This window comes from Pseudomaricurvus sp. ABR4_320 (genome assembly GCF_056159445.1).
In genome coordinates, this window is the sequence record NZ_JBSWVF010000004.1 from 56584 (window position 1) to 74356 (window position 17773).

Annotated in this window: 11 protein-coding genes; 6 read left to right on the top strand and 5 right to left on the bottom strand. The window is 50.9% G+C overall.

Annotation, left to right across the window (positions count from 1 at the left end):
- Positions 1–162 precede the first annotated feature (162 nt).
- On the bottom strand, positions 163–1395 hold the full coding sequence (locus ACXAFR_RS09310; RefSeq protein WP_475175959.1) for an MFS transporter: 1233 nt from the start codon (positions 1393–1395) through the stop codon (positions 163–165).
- Positions 1396–1730: 335 nt separating this feature from the next.
- Here ACXAFR_RS09310 and ACXAFR_RS09315 point away from each other — a divergent pair, with 335 nt between their 5' ends.
- On the top strand, positions 1731–2717 hold the full coding sequence (locus ACXAFR_RS09315) for an aldo/keto reductase (protein ID WP_475175960.1): 987 nt from the start codon (positions 1731–1733) through the stop codon (positions 2715–2717).
- A 14-nt stretch (positions 2718–2731) separates the two neighbouring features.
- Here the strand turns inward: ACXAFR_RS09315 and ACXAFR_RS09320 are convergent, their stop codons facing one another.
- Complete coding sequence (locus ACXAFR_RS09320; protein WP_475175962.1) at positions 2732–3655, bottom strand: helix-turn-helix domain-containing protein; 924 nt, start codon at positions 3653–3655, stop codon at positions 2732–2734.
- Between the two features lie 122 nt (positions 3656–3777).
- Here ACXAFR_RS09320 and pobA point away from each other — a divergent pair, with 122 nt between their 5' ends.
- Both pobA and ACXAFR_RS09330 read left to right on the top strand, forming a co-directional pair.
- Positions 3778–4989, top strand: coding sequence for a 4-hydroxybenzoate 3-monooxygenase (pobA, locus tag ACXAFR_RS09325; protein ID WP_475175963.1), 1212 nt, complete (start codon positions 3778–3780; stop codon positions 4987–4989).
- Positions 4990–5227: 238 nt separating this feature from the next.
- Positions 5228–6625: an aldehyde dehydrogenase gene (locus tag ACXAFR_RS09330; RefSeq protein ID WP_475175965.1), complete on the top strand. Its 1398-nt coding sequence runs from the start codon at positions 5228–5230 to the stop codon at positions 6623–6625.
- A gap of 109 nt (positions 6626–6734) precedes the next feature.
- Here ACXAFR_RS09330 and ACXAFR_RS09335 read toward each other — a convergent pair whose 3' ends face one another.
- The gene (locus tag ACXAFR_RS09335) at positions 6735–7364 is read right to left on the bottom strand and encodes a TetR/AcrR family transcriptional regulator (protein WP_475175968.1); all 630 of its coding nucleotides are present in this window, start codon (positions 7362–7364) and stop codon (positions 6735–6737) included.
- A 158-nt stretch (positions 7365–7522) separates the two neighbouring features.
- Here ACXAFR_RS09335 and ACXAFR_RS09340 point away from each other — a divergent pair, with 158 nt between their 5' ends.
- Genes ACXAFR_RS09340 through ACXAFR_RS09350 form a run of 3 tightly spaced genes read left to right on the top strand, consistent with a single transcriptional unit; the run spans position 7523 to position 13277 of the window.
- Positions 7523–8686, top strand: a complete 1164-nt coding sequence (locus ACXAFR_RS09340) for an efflux RND transporter periplasmic adaptor subunit (RefSeq protein ID WP_475175970.1) — start codon at positions 7523–7525, stop codon at positions 8684–8686.
- A 2-nt stretch (positions 8687–8688) separates the two neighbouring features.
- Positions 8689–11805, top strand: a complete 3117-nt coding sequence (locus ACXAFR_RS09345) for an efflux RND transporter permease subunit (RefSeq protein ID WP_475175972.1) — start codon at positions 8689–8691, stop codon at positions 11803–11805.
- An 11-nt stretch (positions 11806–11816) separates the two neighbouring features.
- Positions 11817–13277, top strand: coding sequence for an efflux transporter outer membrane subunit (locus ACXAFR_RS09350; protein ID WP_475175975.1), 1461 nt, complete (start codon positions 11817–11819; stop codon positions 13275–13277).
- A 76-nt stretch (positions 13278–13353) separates the two neighbouring features.
- Here the strand turns inward: ACXAFR_RS09350 and ppdK are convergent, their stop codons facing one another.
- A complete protein-coding gene (ppdK, locus tag ACXAFR_RS09355; RefSeq protein ID WP_475175977.1) occupies positions 13354–15954 on the bottom strand; it encodes a pyruvate, phosphate dikinase in 2601 nt (866 codons plus the stop codon).
- Positions 15955–16150: 196 nt separating this feature from the next.
- Positions 16151–17260, bottom strand: coding sequence for an acyltransferase family protein (locus ACXAFR_RS09360; protein WP_475175978.1), 1110 nt, complete (start codon positions 17258–17260; stop codon positions 16151–16153).
- Between the last annotated feature and the right edge of the window lie 513 nt (positions 17261–17773).

Sequence of the window (17773 nt, forward strand, 5' to 3'; positions counted from 1 at the left end):
GCTCTGAAAATGCGTCCTGTTCGTCATTCGTGGGTTTTCAATCTGCCCAATTTCTCTTCAATTGACTCATTTGTGCAGTACTTCAAAGAAAGTTGAAAATCTCTCGCTGCTAACGGGATCCTCAGTCGAAAGGATGGCGTGAAAATTGGCGAAGTTCAGGGGTTAAGTGGGGGCGTTTTCCTGTTCCGGCGAATGAAAGCTGGCCGGCCTGATGGCGCGAGACAAGAGGATATCCGCAACAATAGCAGCGCATGCGAAACCCAGGATGGTCGCTACGAAGCCGAATTGATCGGCGAGTGCTCCCATAGCGAAGCTGCCAACGGCGGGAGCCCCCATACTGAACACCGTCCAGAAACTCATTACTCGGCCCCGGTATTCGTCAGCCACAATAAGTTGCAACAATGCCTGGCTGCCAATGCCTGCCATCGTCGTGGCCAGGCTCAAATAGAAAATGATGCCAGCCACTGGGTAAAGAGCCGTTGTCCAATAAACCGGTAGGACACAGAGCGCTGCACTCAATAGGCTGAACACGACCAGGCGCACCAGTGCGTGTTCATCGCTGCGGTAACGCGTCAATATCAGCCCTCCAAAAATGGAGCCGCCACCGGCACATGCGGTTAGAAACGCCAGGGTCGCTGCCGTACCGTCGAGGAGTTTTCCGGAAAACGCAGGCAATAGTTCGATGATGGTTCTACCGAGTAAGCCATTTAACAGGGTCATGCATAGAATTAGACGAATCACTGGCGTCGTCATCGAAAATCGAAAGCCAGCCCCCAAATCAGACCACATCGAATTTTTTGAAGGTTCTCCCTCGGCGCGAATGCCGTGTACGGTCGCCATGGCGATTACTGAGGCGGCGTAGAGCGCTGTACCAATGCCGAAAGCGACGGCTGGAGAAACTTTGTGAATCAGCCATCCCGCGAGAGAAGGACCAAGAATCCGGGCGAGATTAAAGATAATGGCTGAAATGCCAATGGCATTGGGTAAGAGTTCACGATTGACGAGTCTCGGTACCATTGCCAGGCGAATGGGGGAGTGGGCGGCACCGATAACGCCGGTAAGAACGACCAGAGACAAGAGCCAGTATAGATTGAACCAGTCGTAGCTGAGGGCGAGGGTGGCAAGAGCGGCGACCAATGCCTGACTGGTAAGTGTTGTCAGTAATCCGTTACGCAAATCGATGCGATCAGATAAAACACCAAAAATTGGAGAAAAGAGAAACGTGGGAAGCAACATCCCGGCGCTGGTGATTCCCACCCACATGGCTGAATGAGTTAGCTCCCAGGCGCTCCAGCCCAACAAAAATCGATTTACCCAGGTCCCCATCGTCGACAGGCACATGGCGTAAAAGTAGCGCCGAAAAGGGGCCAATCGGAAAAGTGCAGACGTGGTCATAAGCGGAGGTGATCGGATGGGCGTGATTTCATGCGCGCCACTCTAGAGGCTTACAGGGCAATGTGCAATGTCATGACGGGGGTCAAAAAGCGAAGATGTTATCGATTTAGGTAAGGGCTATACGCCAGAATTATCGTTTATGTAGATTTAGGTGGCATGAGTTGTGTTGTGGCATTTGGGTCTAAAAGACGTCTAAATAGTAGGCGTCTTCCGTATTGACATAATGGCAATTGGTTTTGGATGCGTCAGCAGATGCTATACACTATAACGGTTTAATTTGCTGATATCGCCACCGGTTTATTGCCTATGGTGGCTGAGTGCAAAAGGAGAATCCCATGCAAGAACGAAAAATCGGCAACACCTCGGTTCCCTCAATTGGGCTTGGGTGTATGAATTTAAGTCACGCCTACGGTCATCCTCCCAGTGAGGAAGACGCCATCAAGCTGTTACATACCGCCTTTGATATCGGTGTAAGACATTTTGATACAGCAGCCCTTTACGGCTTCGGAGCCAACGAAACGCTGGTTGGTAAGGCATTGCAGGGCATGCGCAGCGAGATTCATCTGGCCAGTAAATGTGGTATGACCGGTGTCGATGGCAAGCGAGTTATCGATGGTCGCCCAGAGACACTTGTTGCGACGTTGGATGCTGCGCTACAGCGTCTACAAACGGACCACATAGATCTTTATTACCTGCATCGCTGGGATCAACAGGTTCCTGTCGAAGAAAGTGTTGGCGCTTTGGCGCGCATGGTTGAGGCAGGTAAGATTGGCGCAATTGGGTTATCGGAAATCTCCGCAGAAACGTTGCGCAAAGCTCACAGCGTGCATCCGATTACTGCCGTGCAAACCGAATATTCCCTGTGGACTCGCAATGCTGAGATTGCTGTGCTGGATGCCTGCCGGGAATTGGGAGCAGCGTTTGTTGCTTTTAGTCCGCTTGGGCGGGGGTTTCTCAGTGCCGGTGTATCCAGCCCGGACGATCTGGCTGAAAAGGATATTCGGCGAGGCATGCCGCGGTTTCAAGAGCCAAATTTCGCAGCAAACAGTGAGCTGTTGAATAAGTTGCAGGCGCTGGCGGCAGACAATGGCTGTACGCCCGGTCAACTGGCACTGTATTGGCTGTTGCAGCAGGACGAACATATTATTCCTATTCCTGGAACTCGCTCAATTGCACATCTACAGGAAAATATGGAAACGCTGTCGCTCAATCTCAACATTGTTGCCCTTCAAGAAGCATCTGAAATATTCAACCAAGAAACCGTTCAAGGTCCTCGTTATCCAGCGGGAACCCAAGCGGAAATTGATACGGAAGAGTTCTGATTGTTTGGGCTCTCTTAGCCGTCGTCGCCTTTAATGGAATTGGTATGACGGCGAAAGCTGCCGGCGGTTTCACCGGCCATCTTTTTAAAAAAACGCGCGAAATACGCCTGATCCTTGAATCCCAGAGTGTCGGCAATCTCTTCCAACGATTGCTGGGTATAGATCAGGCGGCGTTTGGCTTCTCCATAGACACGTTCCTGTAAAATGCTTTTCGGACTGCGGTCGAGACATTTGTGGCACAACCGATTCAAGGTTGAGGTTGATAAGTGGAGTTCTTCAGCATAGCGGGCAACGCTCCAGTGTTCCCGGTAGTGATTCTCCACCAGTGTTCGAAAGGTAACCAGAGAACGGGTTTCTGCCATTGTTGATGCGCTGATGAGATGTTCCTGCCGTAACAAGCGTCTCAGTGCCATCAGCGTGAGCTTGCACAAGAGCTCCAAAGCCTGTCGTTGGTCTGGACGGTAAGTCCGAAATTCTCGTTTTGTCATCTCAATCGTCGCTAGAAAATTCAGGTAGTCCGGTTCGGTTCCTTGAGCTTGAAAAAGATGCGGCGCGAGCAGAAATTCAGATCCGATACTGGCCAGTGGGTCTCCGCTGGTGTTAGATAAAATGGGGTCGGCGACGGAAAGTACAAAACCATCGCTGTCCGGTTTAAAGCGGAAACCGTGCAGCAGTGCCGGCGGTACGGTCACAATCCAGTTGCCCGAGAGGGCGTGGGTCTGCTCTCCGAGTTGCACCTCCAGCTCGCCATCAAAGATGCAGAGTACCTGAAAGAGGTGGCTATGGCGGTGGGGTTTGATCCTCCACCCCGCATCACTGCTGCGATCTACAATCTCTTCTATATGTACAAAACCCGGGTCACTATCGATGTCTAAATCGCCATAGAGTCCGTAAACCGGGGCGGTTTGATGTCCTGTATTGTTTGCTGTTCGTGACATATTGAGTTGTGGTTAATAAGGGAGTTTTGATTGAAAAGTACAATAAATTGCGAGAATTGTGAATTAACCAAGGGCTGCTAGTGGGCTAATCTGGAAAAAAATGTATAAGTCAGGTAAATCCTATGCAAACGATAAAAACACAGGTGGCTATTATTGGCGCAGGTCCTTCCGGATTGCTGTTGGGTCAGCTGCTCGCGAAACAGGGCATTGATAATGTCATTTTAGAGCGCGTCACCGGCGACTATGTACTGGGTCGAATTCGCGCAGGTATTTTGGAGCAAGGTTTTGCCGATTTGGTGAGAGAAGCTGGTGTTGCCGAGCGTATGGAGGCTGAAGGGCAGGTGCATGATGGCGTTGAGATCGCCGTTCATGGCAATCGAACTCGCGTGGATCTCAAGAAGCTCACTGGGGGTAAGACGGTCGTTTGTTATGGTCAGACTGAAATTACCCGCGACCTGATGGACGCTCGCCAGACGGCAGCATTGCCGACCTACTACGAAGCCAGCAATGTCTCGATTCAGGATCCGAAATCAGAAAACCCGTATGTTACCTTCGACTATCAAGGCGAGAGTTGGCGACTCGACTGCGACTATGTTGCCGGCTGTGACGGTTTTCATGGTGTGAGCCGTAAGACAATACCGGAATCTGAACGCACAGAGCATGAACGAGTTTATCCCTTTGGTTGGCTAGGTTTGCTCAGTGATACGCCTCCGGTCAGTCACGAATTGATTTACTGCAAAAGCGAGCGTGGCTTCGCGTTAGCGAGTATGCGCTCTGAAACACGCTCTCGATATTACCTGCAAGTTCCGCTGACCGATAAGATTGAGAATTGGAGCGATGAGGCTTTCTGGGAGGAGCTGAAGAAGCGCTTACCTGCGGGCGCCGTTTCCGACCTGGTTACTGGTCCAAGCATTGAAAAGAGTATTGCGCCGTTGCGCTCGTTTGTTTGTGAGCCTCTGCAATACGGTCGCCTTTTTCTCGTTGGGGACGCGGGTCATATTGTCCCGCCGACAGGTGCTAAAGGATTGAATCTGGCTGCGTCTGATGTCGCTACTCTGTATAAAATCATGTGCCGTGTTTATCAAGACGGCGATAAAGATTGTATCTCGCAATATTCTGAAATTGCTCTGCGCAGAGTTTGGCACGGAGAGCGTTTTTCATGGTGGATGTCGAATATGTTGCACGAATATGGCGATGAGTCTGTCAACAATATGGACGGTAGGACTTTTTCTCGATTTATGAACTCAGAGCTGGACTATTACTTAAATTCTGAGGAAGGGCTTAAAGTGATTGCCAATCAATATGTGGGCTTGCCCTATGAAGATTTGCAGTAATTCGAGAGTTTCTGCAGGCGTCTTCCCCTTTCGGTAAATTTTAGTGAATTCATGATTACAGCCGGTGTTTCGGACAGGAGCACCGGCTTTTTTATGGGGGGCTTTTTATCGTGCGTCCCATTGAAATAGACGATTTTTCAGGAGCTTTTGACTATTGTCTGGCTTGCCGCTAATTGTTATTATCCATAACAGTTTTGCTGACGATAACAATTTAACGAATACAGCGTGAGGGATGTCTATGAACTTCGAGCGAAAAAACCCCCTGACCAGCGAAGTCGCCAGTTCTGCCAGAGCCATGCAGGCTGAAGATATGGCCGCTATTGCCGAGACGGCTGCTGCCGGCTTTGCCGCTTGGTCTGTCCAGGGACCGAATGCTCGCCGTGCGGTGTTAACCGCAGCAGCAACCGCCCTGGAAAGTAAAAAGGATCAATTTGTTGATGCCATGATGGGTGAAATCGGCGCAACACAAGGTTGGGCGATGTTCAATTTGATGCTTGCGGCTTCCATGTTGCGAGAAGCGGCCTCAATTACCACGCAAATCAACGGCGAAGTGATTCCCTCTGATAAGCCGGGTTGCATGGCAATGGCTATAAGGCAGCCGGTCGGCGTCATTTTGGGGATTGCGCCCTGGAATGCTCCCATTATCCTCGGTGTCCGTGCGATAGCGACGGCCCTGGCTTGTGGGAATTCCGTTATCTTAAAAGCGTCGGAAATCTGTCCGCGTACCCATGAGTTGATTATCGAAGCTCTGGCAGAGGCGGGCTTTCCTGAAGGTACGGTGAACATTGTTACCAACGCGCCAGCGGATGCTGGTGACGTGGTTGGTGCACTAATTGATCATCCGGCGGTTAAACGCATTAATTTCACCGGCTCAACCAACGTTGGTCGAATCATCGCCAAACGTGCGGCTGAACATTTGAAACCCTGTTTATTGGAGTTGGGTGGCAAAGCACCCTGTCTGATTCTTGATGATGCAGATCTCGACGAGGCGGTAAAAGCGGCTTCGTTTGGGGCATTTATGAATCAGGGGCAGATATGTATGTCAACCGAACGACTAATTGTTGTCGATTCAGTGGCTGATGCCTTCGCTGAAAAATTTGCCGAAAAAGTTCGCGGTATGGCGACGGGGGATCCTCGTGAAGGCGCTACGCCTCTGGGCGCCGTCGTTGATATGAACACCTGCTCGAAAGTGAATGCCTTGATCGATGACGCTGTTGCCAAAGGGGCAACTATTATTGCCGGTGGTAAGAGTGACTCAGTCCTGATGCCGGCGACGGTTGTTGATGGCGTGACATCAGAGATGAACATCTATCGTGATGAAAGCTTTGGCCCTGTGGTGGCTATGATTCGTGCAAAAGACGAGGCTGAGGCAATCCGCATCGCCAATGACAGCGAGTACGGATTGAGCGCATCGGTATTTACCCGTGATGCTGCACGAGGATTAAAAGTCGCCAGGCAAATTCACTCAGGCATCTGCCACGTTAATGGTCCAACGGTTCACGATGAAGCTCAGATGCCTTTTGGTGGCGTCGGAGCTTCCGGATACGGTCGTTTTGGTGGAAAAGCGGGGATTGATCAGTTTACGGAGTTGCGCTGGATCACCGTTGAAACCGAGCCGGGTCACTATCCAATTTGAGCTTGCCTGACATCAGGGGATCTTCAAAAGCTGACGCCCCAGGCGTCGGCTTTTTTGCGTCTGTTGGAGAGGTTTTCAAGCAGCAATCCAACCCGTGTAGTTCTGCGTACTATGATTGCGCACCGGAGGTGTGCTGCTGTGGTTCAAACAGACCGGCGATCGCATCTGTGTAAATCCGCAGTAGGCGATCCTTATCGTTGATACCGAAGTTGATAAATCTGGCTGAGCTGCCGAAACCGAGAGAGGCAACCAATGTTGTAATGGCTTGCAGCTCTTCTTCGGAGAGGTGGGGGAAGTCACCTTTCAGAACAGATACCGCTTGATTTTTAAGGCTCAGGTCAGCTGCCTGCATGATGCTGCGAACATCCGGGTTGCGTGATGCTTCTGCCATCATCTCCAGGTAGAGCATCTGTTCGTCACTGTCTTCCAGGCATTCACCGAGGAGTTTTCCCGCCAGTCGACCTGCATGGTTTTCGCAGCCTGCGGTGCTTACGATAAACGCGAGCTGTTCATCCACTTGGCGGCGTACGAGATCCTCGATAATTGCGGTTTTACTGGGGTAGTAGCGGTAAATCTGACCTACACTGAGTTCAGCTTCTGCAGCAATTTGAGACATGCTGGCCGCATGGAAACCCTGGCGCAGTGCGCAGCGACGCATTGCTGAGAGAATTTGTAGGCGACGCAGCTCATCTCTTTCAGCTTTCGAGGGGCGGTGCTCGTTATCGGTGAATTTTTTCACGGGAGCTCCGTAAGCCGTGGTGTAGAGGCACCTTTGGTCGCGATGCCGTAGTGGCATTTATTCACAATACTTAACCCCCTCAGCGGCAATTTAAACTGGACGAATGGCGTCATTGTATATGAGAATGAACGCTCATTCTCATATTTCTTTGTATAGTTATGTCAAAAGTTTTCTTACTCGCGGTTGCTGTAGCCGTGGGATTGAGTGCGTGTACGAAAGAGCAGGCTCAGCAGGGGCCTATGCCTACACCTGAGGTCGGTGCAGTAACTCTGCAGGAAGAACCTCTGACCCTGACGACGCGTTTGCCCGGAAGGACGACCGCCGTCAAGGTTGCGGAAGTCAGACCGCAGGTGTCTGGGATTATTGAATCAATGCCTTTTACGGAAGGCTCTGATGTGGCTGCGGGGGATCTGTTGTATCAGATAGATCCGTCAGTATACCAAGCCGCATACGATGAAGCGGTTGGCAATTTGGAAAGTGCCCGTGCCGCGGTTGAAATCGCGCGCTTAACCAACGAGCGTTACGACGAATTGCTGCAATTTGAAGGTGTGTCCAAACAAGAAGCGGATCAGGCCAAAGCGGATTATCAGCAGGCAAAGGCCGATATTGCCCGCTACGAAGCAGCCGTGGAGTCAGCTCGGGTGGATCTTGAATTTACCAAGGTCAAAGCACCCATTTCCGGTCGTATTGGCATTTCCTCCGTGAGTGAGGGGGCGTTGGTTACGGCCGAGCAGACCGATGCTCTGTCGTCCATTCGAACGCTCGATCCCATCTATGTCGATTTCACTCAATCCAGTAAAGATCGGCTCAAACTGCGCCAGCTTCTCAGCAAGCGCGCGCTCAATACGGGAAAAGCCAGCGTCAGCTTGCTGTTGGAAGATGGCAGTCGCTATGACCAGCAGGGAGAATTGAAACTCGCTGAAGTTGCCGTGGATGAAGAGACAGGTTCCGTAACCTTAAGGGCGGTTTTCCCGAATCCAGACGGTATTCTACTGCCGGGCATGTACGTTCGAGCTGAGTTGGCAGAAGCGCAAATTCCCGATGCCATACTGGCGCCGCAGCAAGGTGTCACAAGAGACACTGAAGGAAACGCGACGGCACTGGTGCTCGGAGATGACGATAAAGTGAAGCGCGTGAATGTTGAGGCGGACAGAGCCATTGGCAACCGCTGGTGGATCAGCAGTGGTCTCGCCGCTGGAGATCGTCTTATTGTCGAAGGTACCAGCAAAGTATCGCCGGGCGCCGATGTCAAGATTGTTGATTTGACAGAACAGTTTAATGCTTCTGCTGCGAAGACTGCGTCTGAAAGTGTAGGTGGCTAAGCATGGCTCATTTCTTTATCCAGCGCCCAGTCTTTGCCTGGGTGATCGCGATCGTCATTATGTTGGGCGGCTATGCCGCAATCACCAAGCTGCCAATCTCTCAATATCCCAATGTCGCGCCCCCTGAAGTCTCCATTTCGGCGACTTATACAGGCGCTTCTGCAGAGACGGTAGAAAACAGTGTTACCCAGATCCTTGAGCAGCAACTGACAGGGATCGATGGACTCCTGTATTTCAGTTCTTCCAGTAGCTCAACAGGTAGAGCATCGATCCGTGTGACCTTCGAGCAGGGAACCGATCCGGATACAGCCCAGGTCCAGGTACAGAACAAAGTTCAACAAGCCCTGTCGCGTTTGCCGAGCGAGGTGCAGCAGCAGGGTGTTGTCGTCAGTAAGTCTCAGCAAGACTTTTTGTTGGTTGTGGCCGTTTATGACGAGACAGATCAGGACAGTCAGATCGACGTTGCTGATTATCTGGTCTCTACGCTTCAGGATCCGATTGCTCGTGTTACTGGCGTTGGTGAAGTGCAGGTGTTTGGTGCTGAGTACGCAATGCGAATTTGGCTGGATGCCGACAAGTTAGCATCGTATAAATTGATGCCTTCGGATATCAGCAGCGCCATTGAATCTCAGAATGTACAAGTCGCCGCTGGTAACATTGGTGGTCAGCCCACCAGTGACACTCAGGAACTGAATGCGACAGTGACGGCTCAGTCCATGCTGAGCTCGCCTGAGGAATTTCGTCAGATCATTGTCAAAGATGACACCAGCGGCGCAACCGTGCGACTGGAAGACGTGGCGCGTGTTGAAATCGGCAGTGAATCCTACAGTGAGGTTCGTCGACTCAACCGTCATCCCGGTGCCGGTATCGCGGTGATGTTGGCGCCAGGTGCCAATGCGCTGTCGACCGCCGAACGCGTCAAGACGTTGGTGGCTGAATTTCAGAAAGATATGCCGGAAGGCTACAAGGTTGCCTACCCACGTGACAGTACTGATTTTATTCAGATCTCTGTTCACGAGGTGGTGAAAACTCTGTTTGAAGCCATCTTCCTAGTTGTCGTCGTTATGTATCTGTTTTTACAGAGCTGGCGTGCAACACTGATTCCCGCAATTGCCGTCCCTGTGGTGCTCTTAGGGACCTTTGGGGTACTTGCGATTTTTGGCTATTCCATCAATACACTGACCTTATTCGGTATGGTGCTGGCGATTGGTCTGCTGGTGGACGACGCCATTGTTGTCGTTGAAAACGTCGACCGGATTATGCGGGAAAAAGGTGTTGGTCCGCGGGAGGCAACCGAGGAATCCATGCACGAGATTACCGGTGCATTGGTGGGTATTGCCACAGTTTTGTCGGCTGTATTTTTGCCGATGGCGTTTTTTGGCGGCTCGACGGGAGTTATTTACCGTCAGTTTTCGATCACCATTGTGGCATCCATGGCGTTGTCGGTCTTGGTGGCACTGACCATTACTCCGGCACTATGCGCATCCATTTTGAAGCCCGAAACAGCTCATGACCATGAGCAGCAGCGCGGGTTTTTCGGTTGGTTCAACCGCACCTTTGATCGAATGCTCAATGGCTATGAGGGACGAGTTGCGACTTTGGTTAAACGTCCGCTGCGTTGGTTACTTGGCTACGGAATAATCATCGCAATTATGTGTTTTCTGTTTCTTAAAATTCCTACCGGCTTTTTGCCACAGGAAGACCAGGGCCAGGTTATGGTGCAGTTTACCTTGCCGACAGGCGCATCCTTGACGCGCACGGTTGAGGTGGCCAAGCAGATCGAAAACTACTTTCTTGAAGAAGAGGGGGATAACGTCAACGATATCTTCACCCTCAATGGATTCAATTTTAGTGGTACCGGGCAAAATCTCGGGATGGCATTTATCCCGCTGCGTGATTGGAGTGAAAGGGATACAAAAACAGACAGTGCAGAAGCCATTGCTCAGCGAGCAACGATGGCGCTGTCTTCCATTCGGGATGCCCAGATATTTTCATTGAGTCCGCCAGCGATTCAAGGACTGGGTCAGTCGAGTGGTTTCGAGTTGCAATTGCAGGCTCTGGCCTCTACGTCCAGGGAAGAACTCAAAAACCTGCGTGATCAGCTGCTGGGGCAAGCGTCACAGAATTCGTCATTGACGGCGGTTCGGCCGGGTGAAATCGGTGATAAGCCCCAGTTACACATTGATATTGATACCGCTAAAGCCAGCTCGCTAGGTCTGTCGATGAGCGATGTTAACAGCACTCTGTCATCTGCTTGGGGGGGGACTTATATCAATGATTTTCTGGATCGCGGTCGGGTGAAAACTGTTTATATGCAAGGTGATGAGCAGTTTCGTTCGAAGCCTGAAAACCTGGGGCAGTGGCACGTACGTGGGTCCAACGATCTGATGACGCCATTTTCTGCCTTTGCTCAGCCTCGCTGGGAATATGGGCCGGAAAGTCTGGCTCGTTTTAATGGTTTGGCCTCTTACCAAATTCAGGGACAGGGTTCTGACGGCGTCAGTTCTGGCGACGCGATGAATACCATCGAGGATATCGCCAACGGACTGCCAGAAGGCAGTACCTACTCCTGGAGTGGACTGTCGTATCAGGAGCGCCAATCAAGTGGGCAGGCACCTTTGCTTTACGGCGTATCCATCCTGATCGTATTTCTCTGCCTGGCGGCACTCTACGAGAGTTGGTCGATCCCGTTTTCGGTTCTCTTGGTGATTCCTCTCGGCATCATTGGAGCAGTAACGGCAGTTTGGTTACGTGGGCTGGAAAACGATGTGTACTTCCAGGTTGCCTTGTTAACCACGATAGGTCTGTCTTCGAAAAATGCGATTCTGATTGTGGAATTCGCCGCTGAGGCTCGCGCTAGAGGTAAGACAGCCATAGCCGCCGCTATTGAAGGTGCCCGTTTGCGATTGCGTCCAATTTTAATGACCTCTTTGGCCTTTATCGCGGGAGTTATGCCTTTGGCTCTGTCTTCAGGTGCTGGTGCAAATAGTCGCATATCCATCGGGACGGGAATTGTCGGCGGTACTTTGTCTGCGACAGTGTTGGCTATTTTCTTTGTTCCTTTATTTTATGTTTTAGTGAGCTCTCTGGTTAAGCGCAAAGATGTCGCAGAAGCCTGAGTTAGATGTTTATGATGTTAGAAATTGTTAGTACCTGTAAGAAAGTCAGTGTGGTGTCGATGGCGGCGCTGTTGAGTGCTTGTGTCTCTATGGCACCGGACTATGAACGCCCTGATTCACCGGTAGTGGATGGTTGGTCCACTAATCAGGATCAAGCCGCAGATGCGTCTATTCGAACTCTGGGGTGGCGTGAGTTTGTGCTGGATGAGCGTCTTCGGCAGGTTATTGAGCTGTCTTTGAATGAAAGTCGTGACCTGCGCCAAGCCCTCTATGATATTGAAGCCGCACGTGCTGAGTATCGTGTACAGCGGGCAGATCGATTGCCGGGAGTCGACGCGTCTGTCGATGGCAGTCGGGCGCGCAGTCTGGATTCGACGGGTGGTACGTCAATATCGGAAAGTGGCCAGGCAACGATTGGAATCTCTGCTTTTGAATTGGATCTTTTCGGCCGCGTCAAAAGCTTGTCTGATACGGCGTTGGAATCCTATCTCTCGACCTTTGAAGGGGCTCGTGCGACTCAGCTGACGTTGGTTGGAGATGTGGTTTCCGCCTGGTTGACTCTGGCTGCGGATCGTCAACGCCTGCAGTTGGCTAAAGAGACTCGAGAAAGTGCTCAGCGCTCTCTCGAGCTCGCTCAGAGACGTTATGATATCGGGGTTGCCACACGCCTTGATGTCTACGATGCTCAAACCGTTGAAGCCCAGGCGCGATATGATTTAGCAAACCTTACCGCGACTGTCGCACAGGATCGCAATGCCCTGAATCTGTTGGCGGGCTCGCCGGTCGCCAGTGAATTGTTGCCAGAAGGCTTGCCAGAAGATACTTCGGTGTGGCTGGCAAGCGTTCCCGAAGGCATGTCTTCCGATTTGCTGTTGCAGCGTCCGGATGTGCTCTCTGCTGAGCACCAGCTCAAGTCCGCCAACGCGAACATTGGTGCGGCGCGGGCAGCTTATTTTCCAACCATTTCCCTGACAGGACTTGGGGGATTGGCAAGTGGTGATTTGTCTGAGTTGTTCGACGGCGAGCGTATCTGGTCGTTTTCTCCGTCTGTGACTTTGCCAATCTTTGATGCTGGCAGTCGCAATGCAGATTTGGATTACGCTTGGGCGAATCGTAACAGTCTGCTGGCAGCTTATGAGCTGTCGATACAGACGGCCTTTCAAGAAGTTGCGGATGCATTGGCGGAGCGAGATGTCCTGCTGGACCGGCGCCAAGCGCAGGAGGATCTGGTTTCAGCGGCAAGAGACAGTCTTTCGCTGTCAACACGTCAGTATGAAGTCGGCGTAGAAGAATATTTGAATGTGCTTCAAGCTCAGCGCACGCTCTATTCTGCAGAAGACACCCTGATCAGCGAGCAGTTGGCAGCACTTTCCAATCGGATCAACTTATACCGAACAACTGGGGGTGGAACCGAGACGGATGGGCTGATGCCGTTACCTGAAGACGCTGGGACGGAAGATGCTGGCGAGTAGGTTGAATCAGCTGTTTCCATTCAGTTAAACAAAAAAGGCGCCGAGGCGCCTTTTTTGTTGTTCGTGACAATTGCCGTTACACGTCTTTGGCAACGTTTGCCTGAGCTGCGGCAACTCGGGCAATGGGGACGCGGAAGGGGCTGCAGGACACATAGTCGAGCCCTAACTCGTGACAGAAGCGGATGGCCTGCGGGGCGCCACCGTGTTCGCCACAAATACCATATTTGATATTTTTCTTGCGGGCGCGGGAATCTTTGATCGCCATCTCCATCAGCTTGCCGACCGCACGTTGGTCGAGATTCACGAACGGGTCGCTCTCGATGATCTTGTTGTTCAGATAATCGGGAATAAACTTGCCTGCGTCATCGCGAGAAAAGCCATAGGTCATCTGGGTCAAGTCATTGGTGCCGAAGCTCATAAACTCAACTTCGTTCGCCAAGCGATCCGCACTGAGACAGGCGCGTGGGGTTTCCATCATCGTACCGATCTTGTAAGGGATCGAGATCCCTTTGTTTTGCAGAACTTCGTGCACACAGCGATCAATGATGTCTTCAATCAAACGAACTTCACGAACGTTAATCACAAGTGGGATCATAATTTCCGGGAATGGGCTCAGGCCTTGTTCTGCCGCGGCGACCGCCGCGCCAATGATGGCCTTAACCTGCATTTCGGTAATTTCAGGATAGACGACGGACAGTCGGCAACCACGGAAACCCAGCATCGGGTTCACTTCCGCTAAGTTCGCAGCGGCTGCGCGTATTTTATCCGCTGGTTTATCAATTTTCTGTGCGAGCGCTTCGATGTCAGCATCTGAGTGTGGCAGAAATTCGTGTAGGGGGGGATCCAGAAGGCGGATGGTAATGGGCAATCCATCCATGATTTTAAACAGCTCGAGAATGTCTTCTTGCTGATAAACCTGCAGTTTTTCCAGATAGCGGCGACGCTCTTCGGTATTTTCGGCAAGGATCATGGCGCGCATGTTATCAATGCGTTCCGCTTCAAAGAACATGTGTTCCGTGCGGCAGAGACCGATACCTTCTGCGCCCAGCTCTCGGGCTTTGGCGGCATCCTCTGGAGTTTCCGCATTGGCGCGAACTTTGAGGCGCCGATGCTTATCCGCCCAGGAGAGAAGAACCTGGAAGTCATCGCTGGAGCTGGCTTCGATCTTAGGGATATCTCCCAGCATGACTTCTCCGGTTGTGCCGTCCAGGGTGATGATATCGCCGCGGCGAATGACTAAACCTTCACCCGTTGTGGCTTCACCGTTTTTGTAGTTTATCGACAAACCGGAACATGCGGTGATCGCACACACGCCCATGCCTCGGGCAACAACGGCTGCGTGTGAGGTCATGCCTCCAAGTTGCGTCAGGATACCCTCTGAAACCTTCATGCCGTGGATATCTTCCGGTGTGGTTTCGCGGCGTACCAGCACCACTTTTTTACCTTTGGCACATTCTTCTACTGCCTCGTCAGCGGAGAAAACAACGGCACCTGTGGCGCCACCGGGACTGGCGGGGAGGCCTTGAGCCACAATTTCTGTTTTTGCAGAAGGATCGACCATGGGGTGAAGAAAGGCCTCTACGTGTTCTGGTGAGACTCGCAGCAGGGCTTCTTTTTCGCTGATCATACCTTCAGACACCATTTCGACAGCGATGCGAATGGCTGCCCGACCGGTGCGTTTACCGCTGCGGGTTTGCAGCATGTAAAGCTTGCCTTCTTGTACCGTGAACTCAATATCCTGCATGTCGCGATAATGTTTTTCCAGGCGGGCCTGAATGGTATTCAGTTCGTCATAAACAGCGGGTAAACGTTCTTTCAGTGCCTCAATGGGTTCTGGCGTTCGTATGCCGGCGACCACATCTTCACCGGCGGAGTTGAACAGAAATTCGCCGAAGAACAGGCGCTCACCGGTTGCAGGGTTACGAGTGAAGGCAACGCCGGATCCGGAATCCTCCCCGAAATTACCAAATACCATCGCTTGAACGTTTACCGCTGTGCCCATGGAATCTGGAATATTGTTCATTTCCCGATAAACGTTGGCGCGAGGGGTGTGCCAGGAAAGGAAGACAGCCTCAATAGCTTTTTGCAGCTGAACAAATGGATCTTGAGGAAAATCAGCAAGGGTTTTAAATGTTTGGATGACCGCTTTCCAGTCATCTGCTGTCATGTCTGTGTCGAGTTTTTTACCGTGTTTCTCTTTGTACGTTTCGATTTCGTGCTCAAATTTTTCACTATCAACGTTGAGAACCACATCGCCGAACATCTGAATAAAGCGCCGGTATGAGTCATAGGCAAAACGTGGGTTGCCGGTTTTTTTCGCCATGCCTTCAACGATTTCGTCATTCAGGCCGAGGTTGAGGATTGTATCCATCATTCCCGGCATGGAAACGGGGGCTCCCGATCGTACCGAGAAGAGCAGCGGATTTTCAGGGTCACCGAAATGCGCTCCCATTTTTTGCTCAACCAAATCCAGAGCCACTCGGTATTCCTGTTCGAGTCGGTTGGGGAAACGGTTGCCGGATTCGAAAAACTCCAGACAGGTGGGAGTGGTGATCACAAATCCGTAGGGAACGGGTAAGCCCAGGTTTGTCATTTCACAAAGGTTAGCCCCTTTGCCACCAAGCAGATCGCGATCATCCTTACTTCCCTGATCGAATAGATAGACTCTTTTTGCCATGCGCTACGCTCGTTTTATTGGTAATGAAAATTTAACGTGATGAGTTTAATGCGCCTGAACCTAACATGACAACGAGGATCGGTATCGGTAAATTCAATGCGCAAAAAAGCTCATCCCTTAGTGCAGCATCTATGCACCAAAGGGATGAATGTGGTGTTGTGAGGTGTTGATGTAAACATCTAAAAATGGAAGTTGATTATTCCACGGATGCAGCCGGCTTGGTCCGTGGGCGAATGCTCTCCCAAATTTCTTTGCGATAGGCAAATAAGAAGAAGAGTGTCAGACAGATTGCTGCGCCAAGAATCTCAAAGCCCTTACCAAAATATTTCATGGAATAGATATAACCATTCACAATGAAAACGTGAGCGATAAATAGCTGTAACGGCTGTGATCCGACGTGGCGCAAAAACCCCAAGTTCAAGTAGAACGACAGTGCCTTGCGAGGCCAGGCGATCACAGGCATAGCGCCACGATAAGTCATGATTAGAACAAAGGTTCCTATGACGGAAAGAATCCAAATCATATAAATTGGATTGAGTAACATCCGATACCAATTGTTGATGGTACGCTCTGGCAGTTGCGTCATAAATTCTGGGAAGGGCTCAAAGATCCGTATTACAGCCCAACAACCGATGGTGATAACCAGCGCGAGGGATCTCAGTGTCAGGTTCAGACCGACGAACTTTTCCGTCAGTTCCTGGCGATAAGTTCCGATCAAGAAAAAGACGTTAAACAGAAAACTCCAGCTGAGAACATCAAACGCGATGAATTTTAGTTGATTGAAAACCACGGCCTGGCCGATCACATAAATGGCGGCAAAGTAGACCAGTAGCCAGAGGCGGTTTCTGTACAAGCCTATCCATATTCCAGCGATTAAAACCACGAAACAGCCGAGATATATCGGCAAAATGTCGGAGTAGCTGAAACCCGCTTGTAGGATAAAAACTTTGCCCAGTGTCGATGCAAACTCTTTAGCGTATTCCGCCAGGGGTTGATCAAAAGCGATAAAGAACATGATCGGAATGGCGCATAAAAGTTGGTACTTATAAACCTTGATCATGCGCGACTGAAGAAAATCCGTGAATTTGGCGGTGTTGTCTCGCCATTTTTCATGGAGTAGGAATCCCATCAGAAATCCGGCGATGGGAACAAAAAATTCCGCATCGTACATGCCGAGTACTTTCCAGTGGTGGAAGTTCAATATGAATCTGGCGGCGTCTCCATCGTTACTGGAAAAGGCCAGGTGAGCGATCATCATTCCGAGTAGAAGATGTCCGCGAATACCATCAATTAGGTTCATTCTCATAGGAATACCAATGCGTTTATACAGGCTTTGATAAAAGGCCGAAGTATTTCCGGGGGCCGTAACGACATTGACTTCCCTGAACCTTGGCGGCTCTATCCATAAGGGCACTAGCCCTAGCTAATCATAAAAGCCTTGTGTTGGCGATAGCCGTGTGTTTTTACAATTCTTAGTATTAGAAGGCAATTACCGATCCAGGTTCCAAGGAGCGGTTCTTTATGTTTAATATTCTTTCGTATGCGGACAATATCTTGGGTAATGCGTCGCTGAAAACCCCTGGACATGTTGTGCGTGATTGTTGGAAAGACGGTCGGATGAGGTGCTCAAACTAAAGGCTGAATTGTATTGCCTTCAGCTTGATGTAAGTTTGGGGCCGTGTAATCTCTGCCGATGAACCATTTTCGGTTATCAGGCTCGAAAATTGCGTGCGGTTTGTTCGGCTTGCCAACGTTAAAAAGCTGTTAGCTCGGTTTTGAGTTCAACCGTTGCAAGCTCTTAGAGATTTTATGTTAAGGA

What these genes read in the sequence shown, in the direction of transcription:
- ACXAFR_RS09310 (WP_475175959.1), bottom strand. Translation starts at nt 1,395, where the DNA reads ATGACCACGTCTGCACTTTTCCGATTGGCCCCTTTTCGGCGCTACTTT.
- ACXAFR_RS09315 (WP_475175960.1), top strand. Translation starts at nt 1,731, where the DNA reads ATGCAAGAACGAAAAATCGGCAACACCTCGGTTCCCTCAATTGGGCTT.
- ACXAFR_RS09320 (WP_475175962.1), bottom strand. Translation starts at nt 3,655, where the DNA reads ATGTCACGAACAGCAAACAATACAGGACATCAAACCGCCCCGGTTTAC.
- pobA (WP_475175963.1), top strand. Translation starts at nt 3,778, where the DNA reads ATGCAAACGATAAAAACACAGGTGGCTATTATTGGCGCAGGTCCTTCC.
- ACXAFR_RS09330 (WP_475175965.1), top strand. Translation starts at nt 5,228, where the DNA reads ATGAACTTCGAGCGAAAAAACCCCCTGACCAGCGAAGTCGCCAGTTCT.
- ACXAFR_RS09340 (WP_475175970.1), top strand. Translation starts at nt 7,523, where the DNA reads ATGTCAAAAGTTTTCTTACTCGCGGTTGCTGTAGCCGTGGGATTGAGT.
- ACXAFR_RS09345 (WP_475175972.1), top strand. Translation starts at nt 8,689, where the DNA reads ATGGCTCATTTCTTTATCCAGCGCCCAGTCTTTGCCTGGGTGATCGCG.
- ACXAFR_RS09350 (WP_475175975.1), top strand. Translation starts at nt 11,817, where the DNA reads ATGATGTTAGAAATTGTTAGTACCTGTAAGAAAGTCAGTGTGGTGTCG.
- ppdK (WP_475175977.1), bottom strand. Translation starts at nt 15,954, where the DNA reads ATGGCAAAAAGAGTCTATCTATTCGATCAGGGAAGTAAGGATGATCGC.
- ACXAFR_RS09360 (WP_475175978.1), bottom strand. Translation starts at nt 17,260, where the DNA reads ATGAGAATGAACCTAATTGATGGTATTCGCGGACATCTTCTACTCGGA.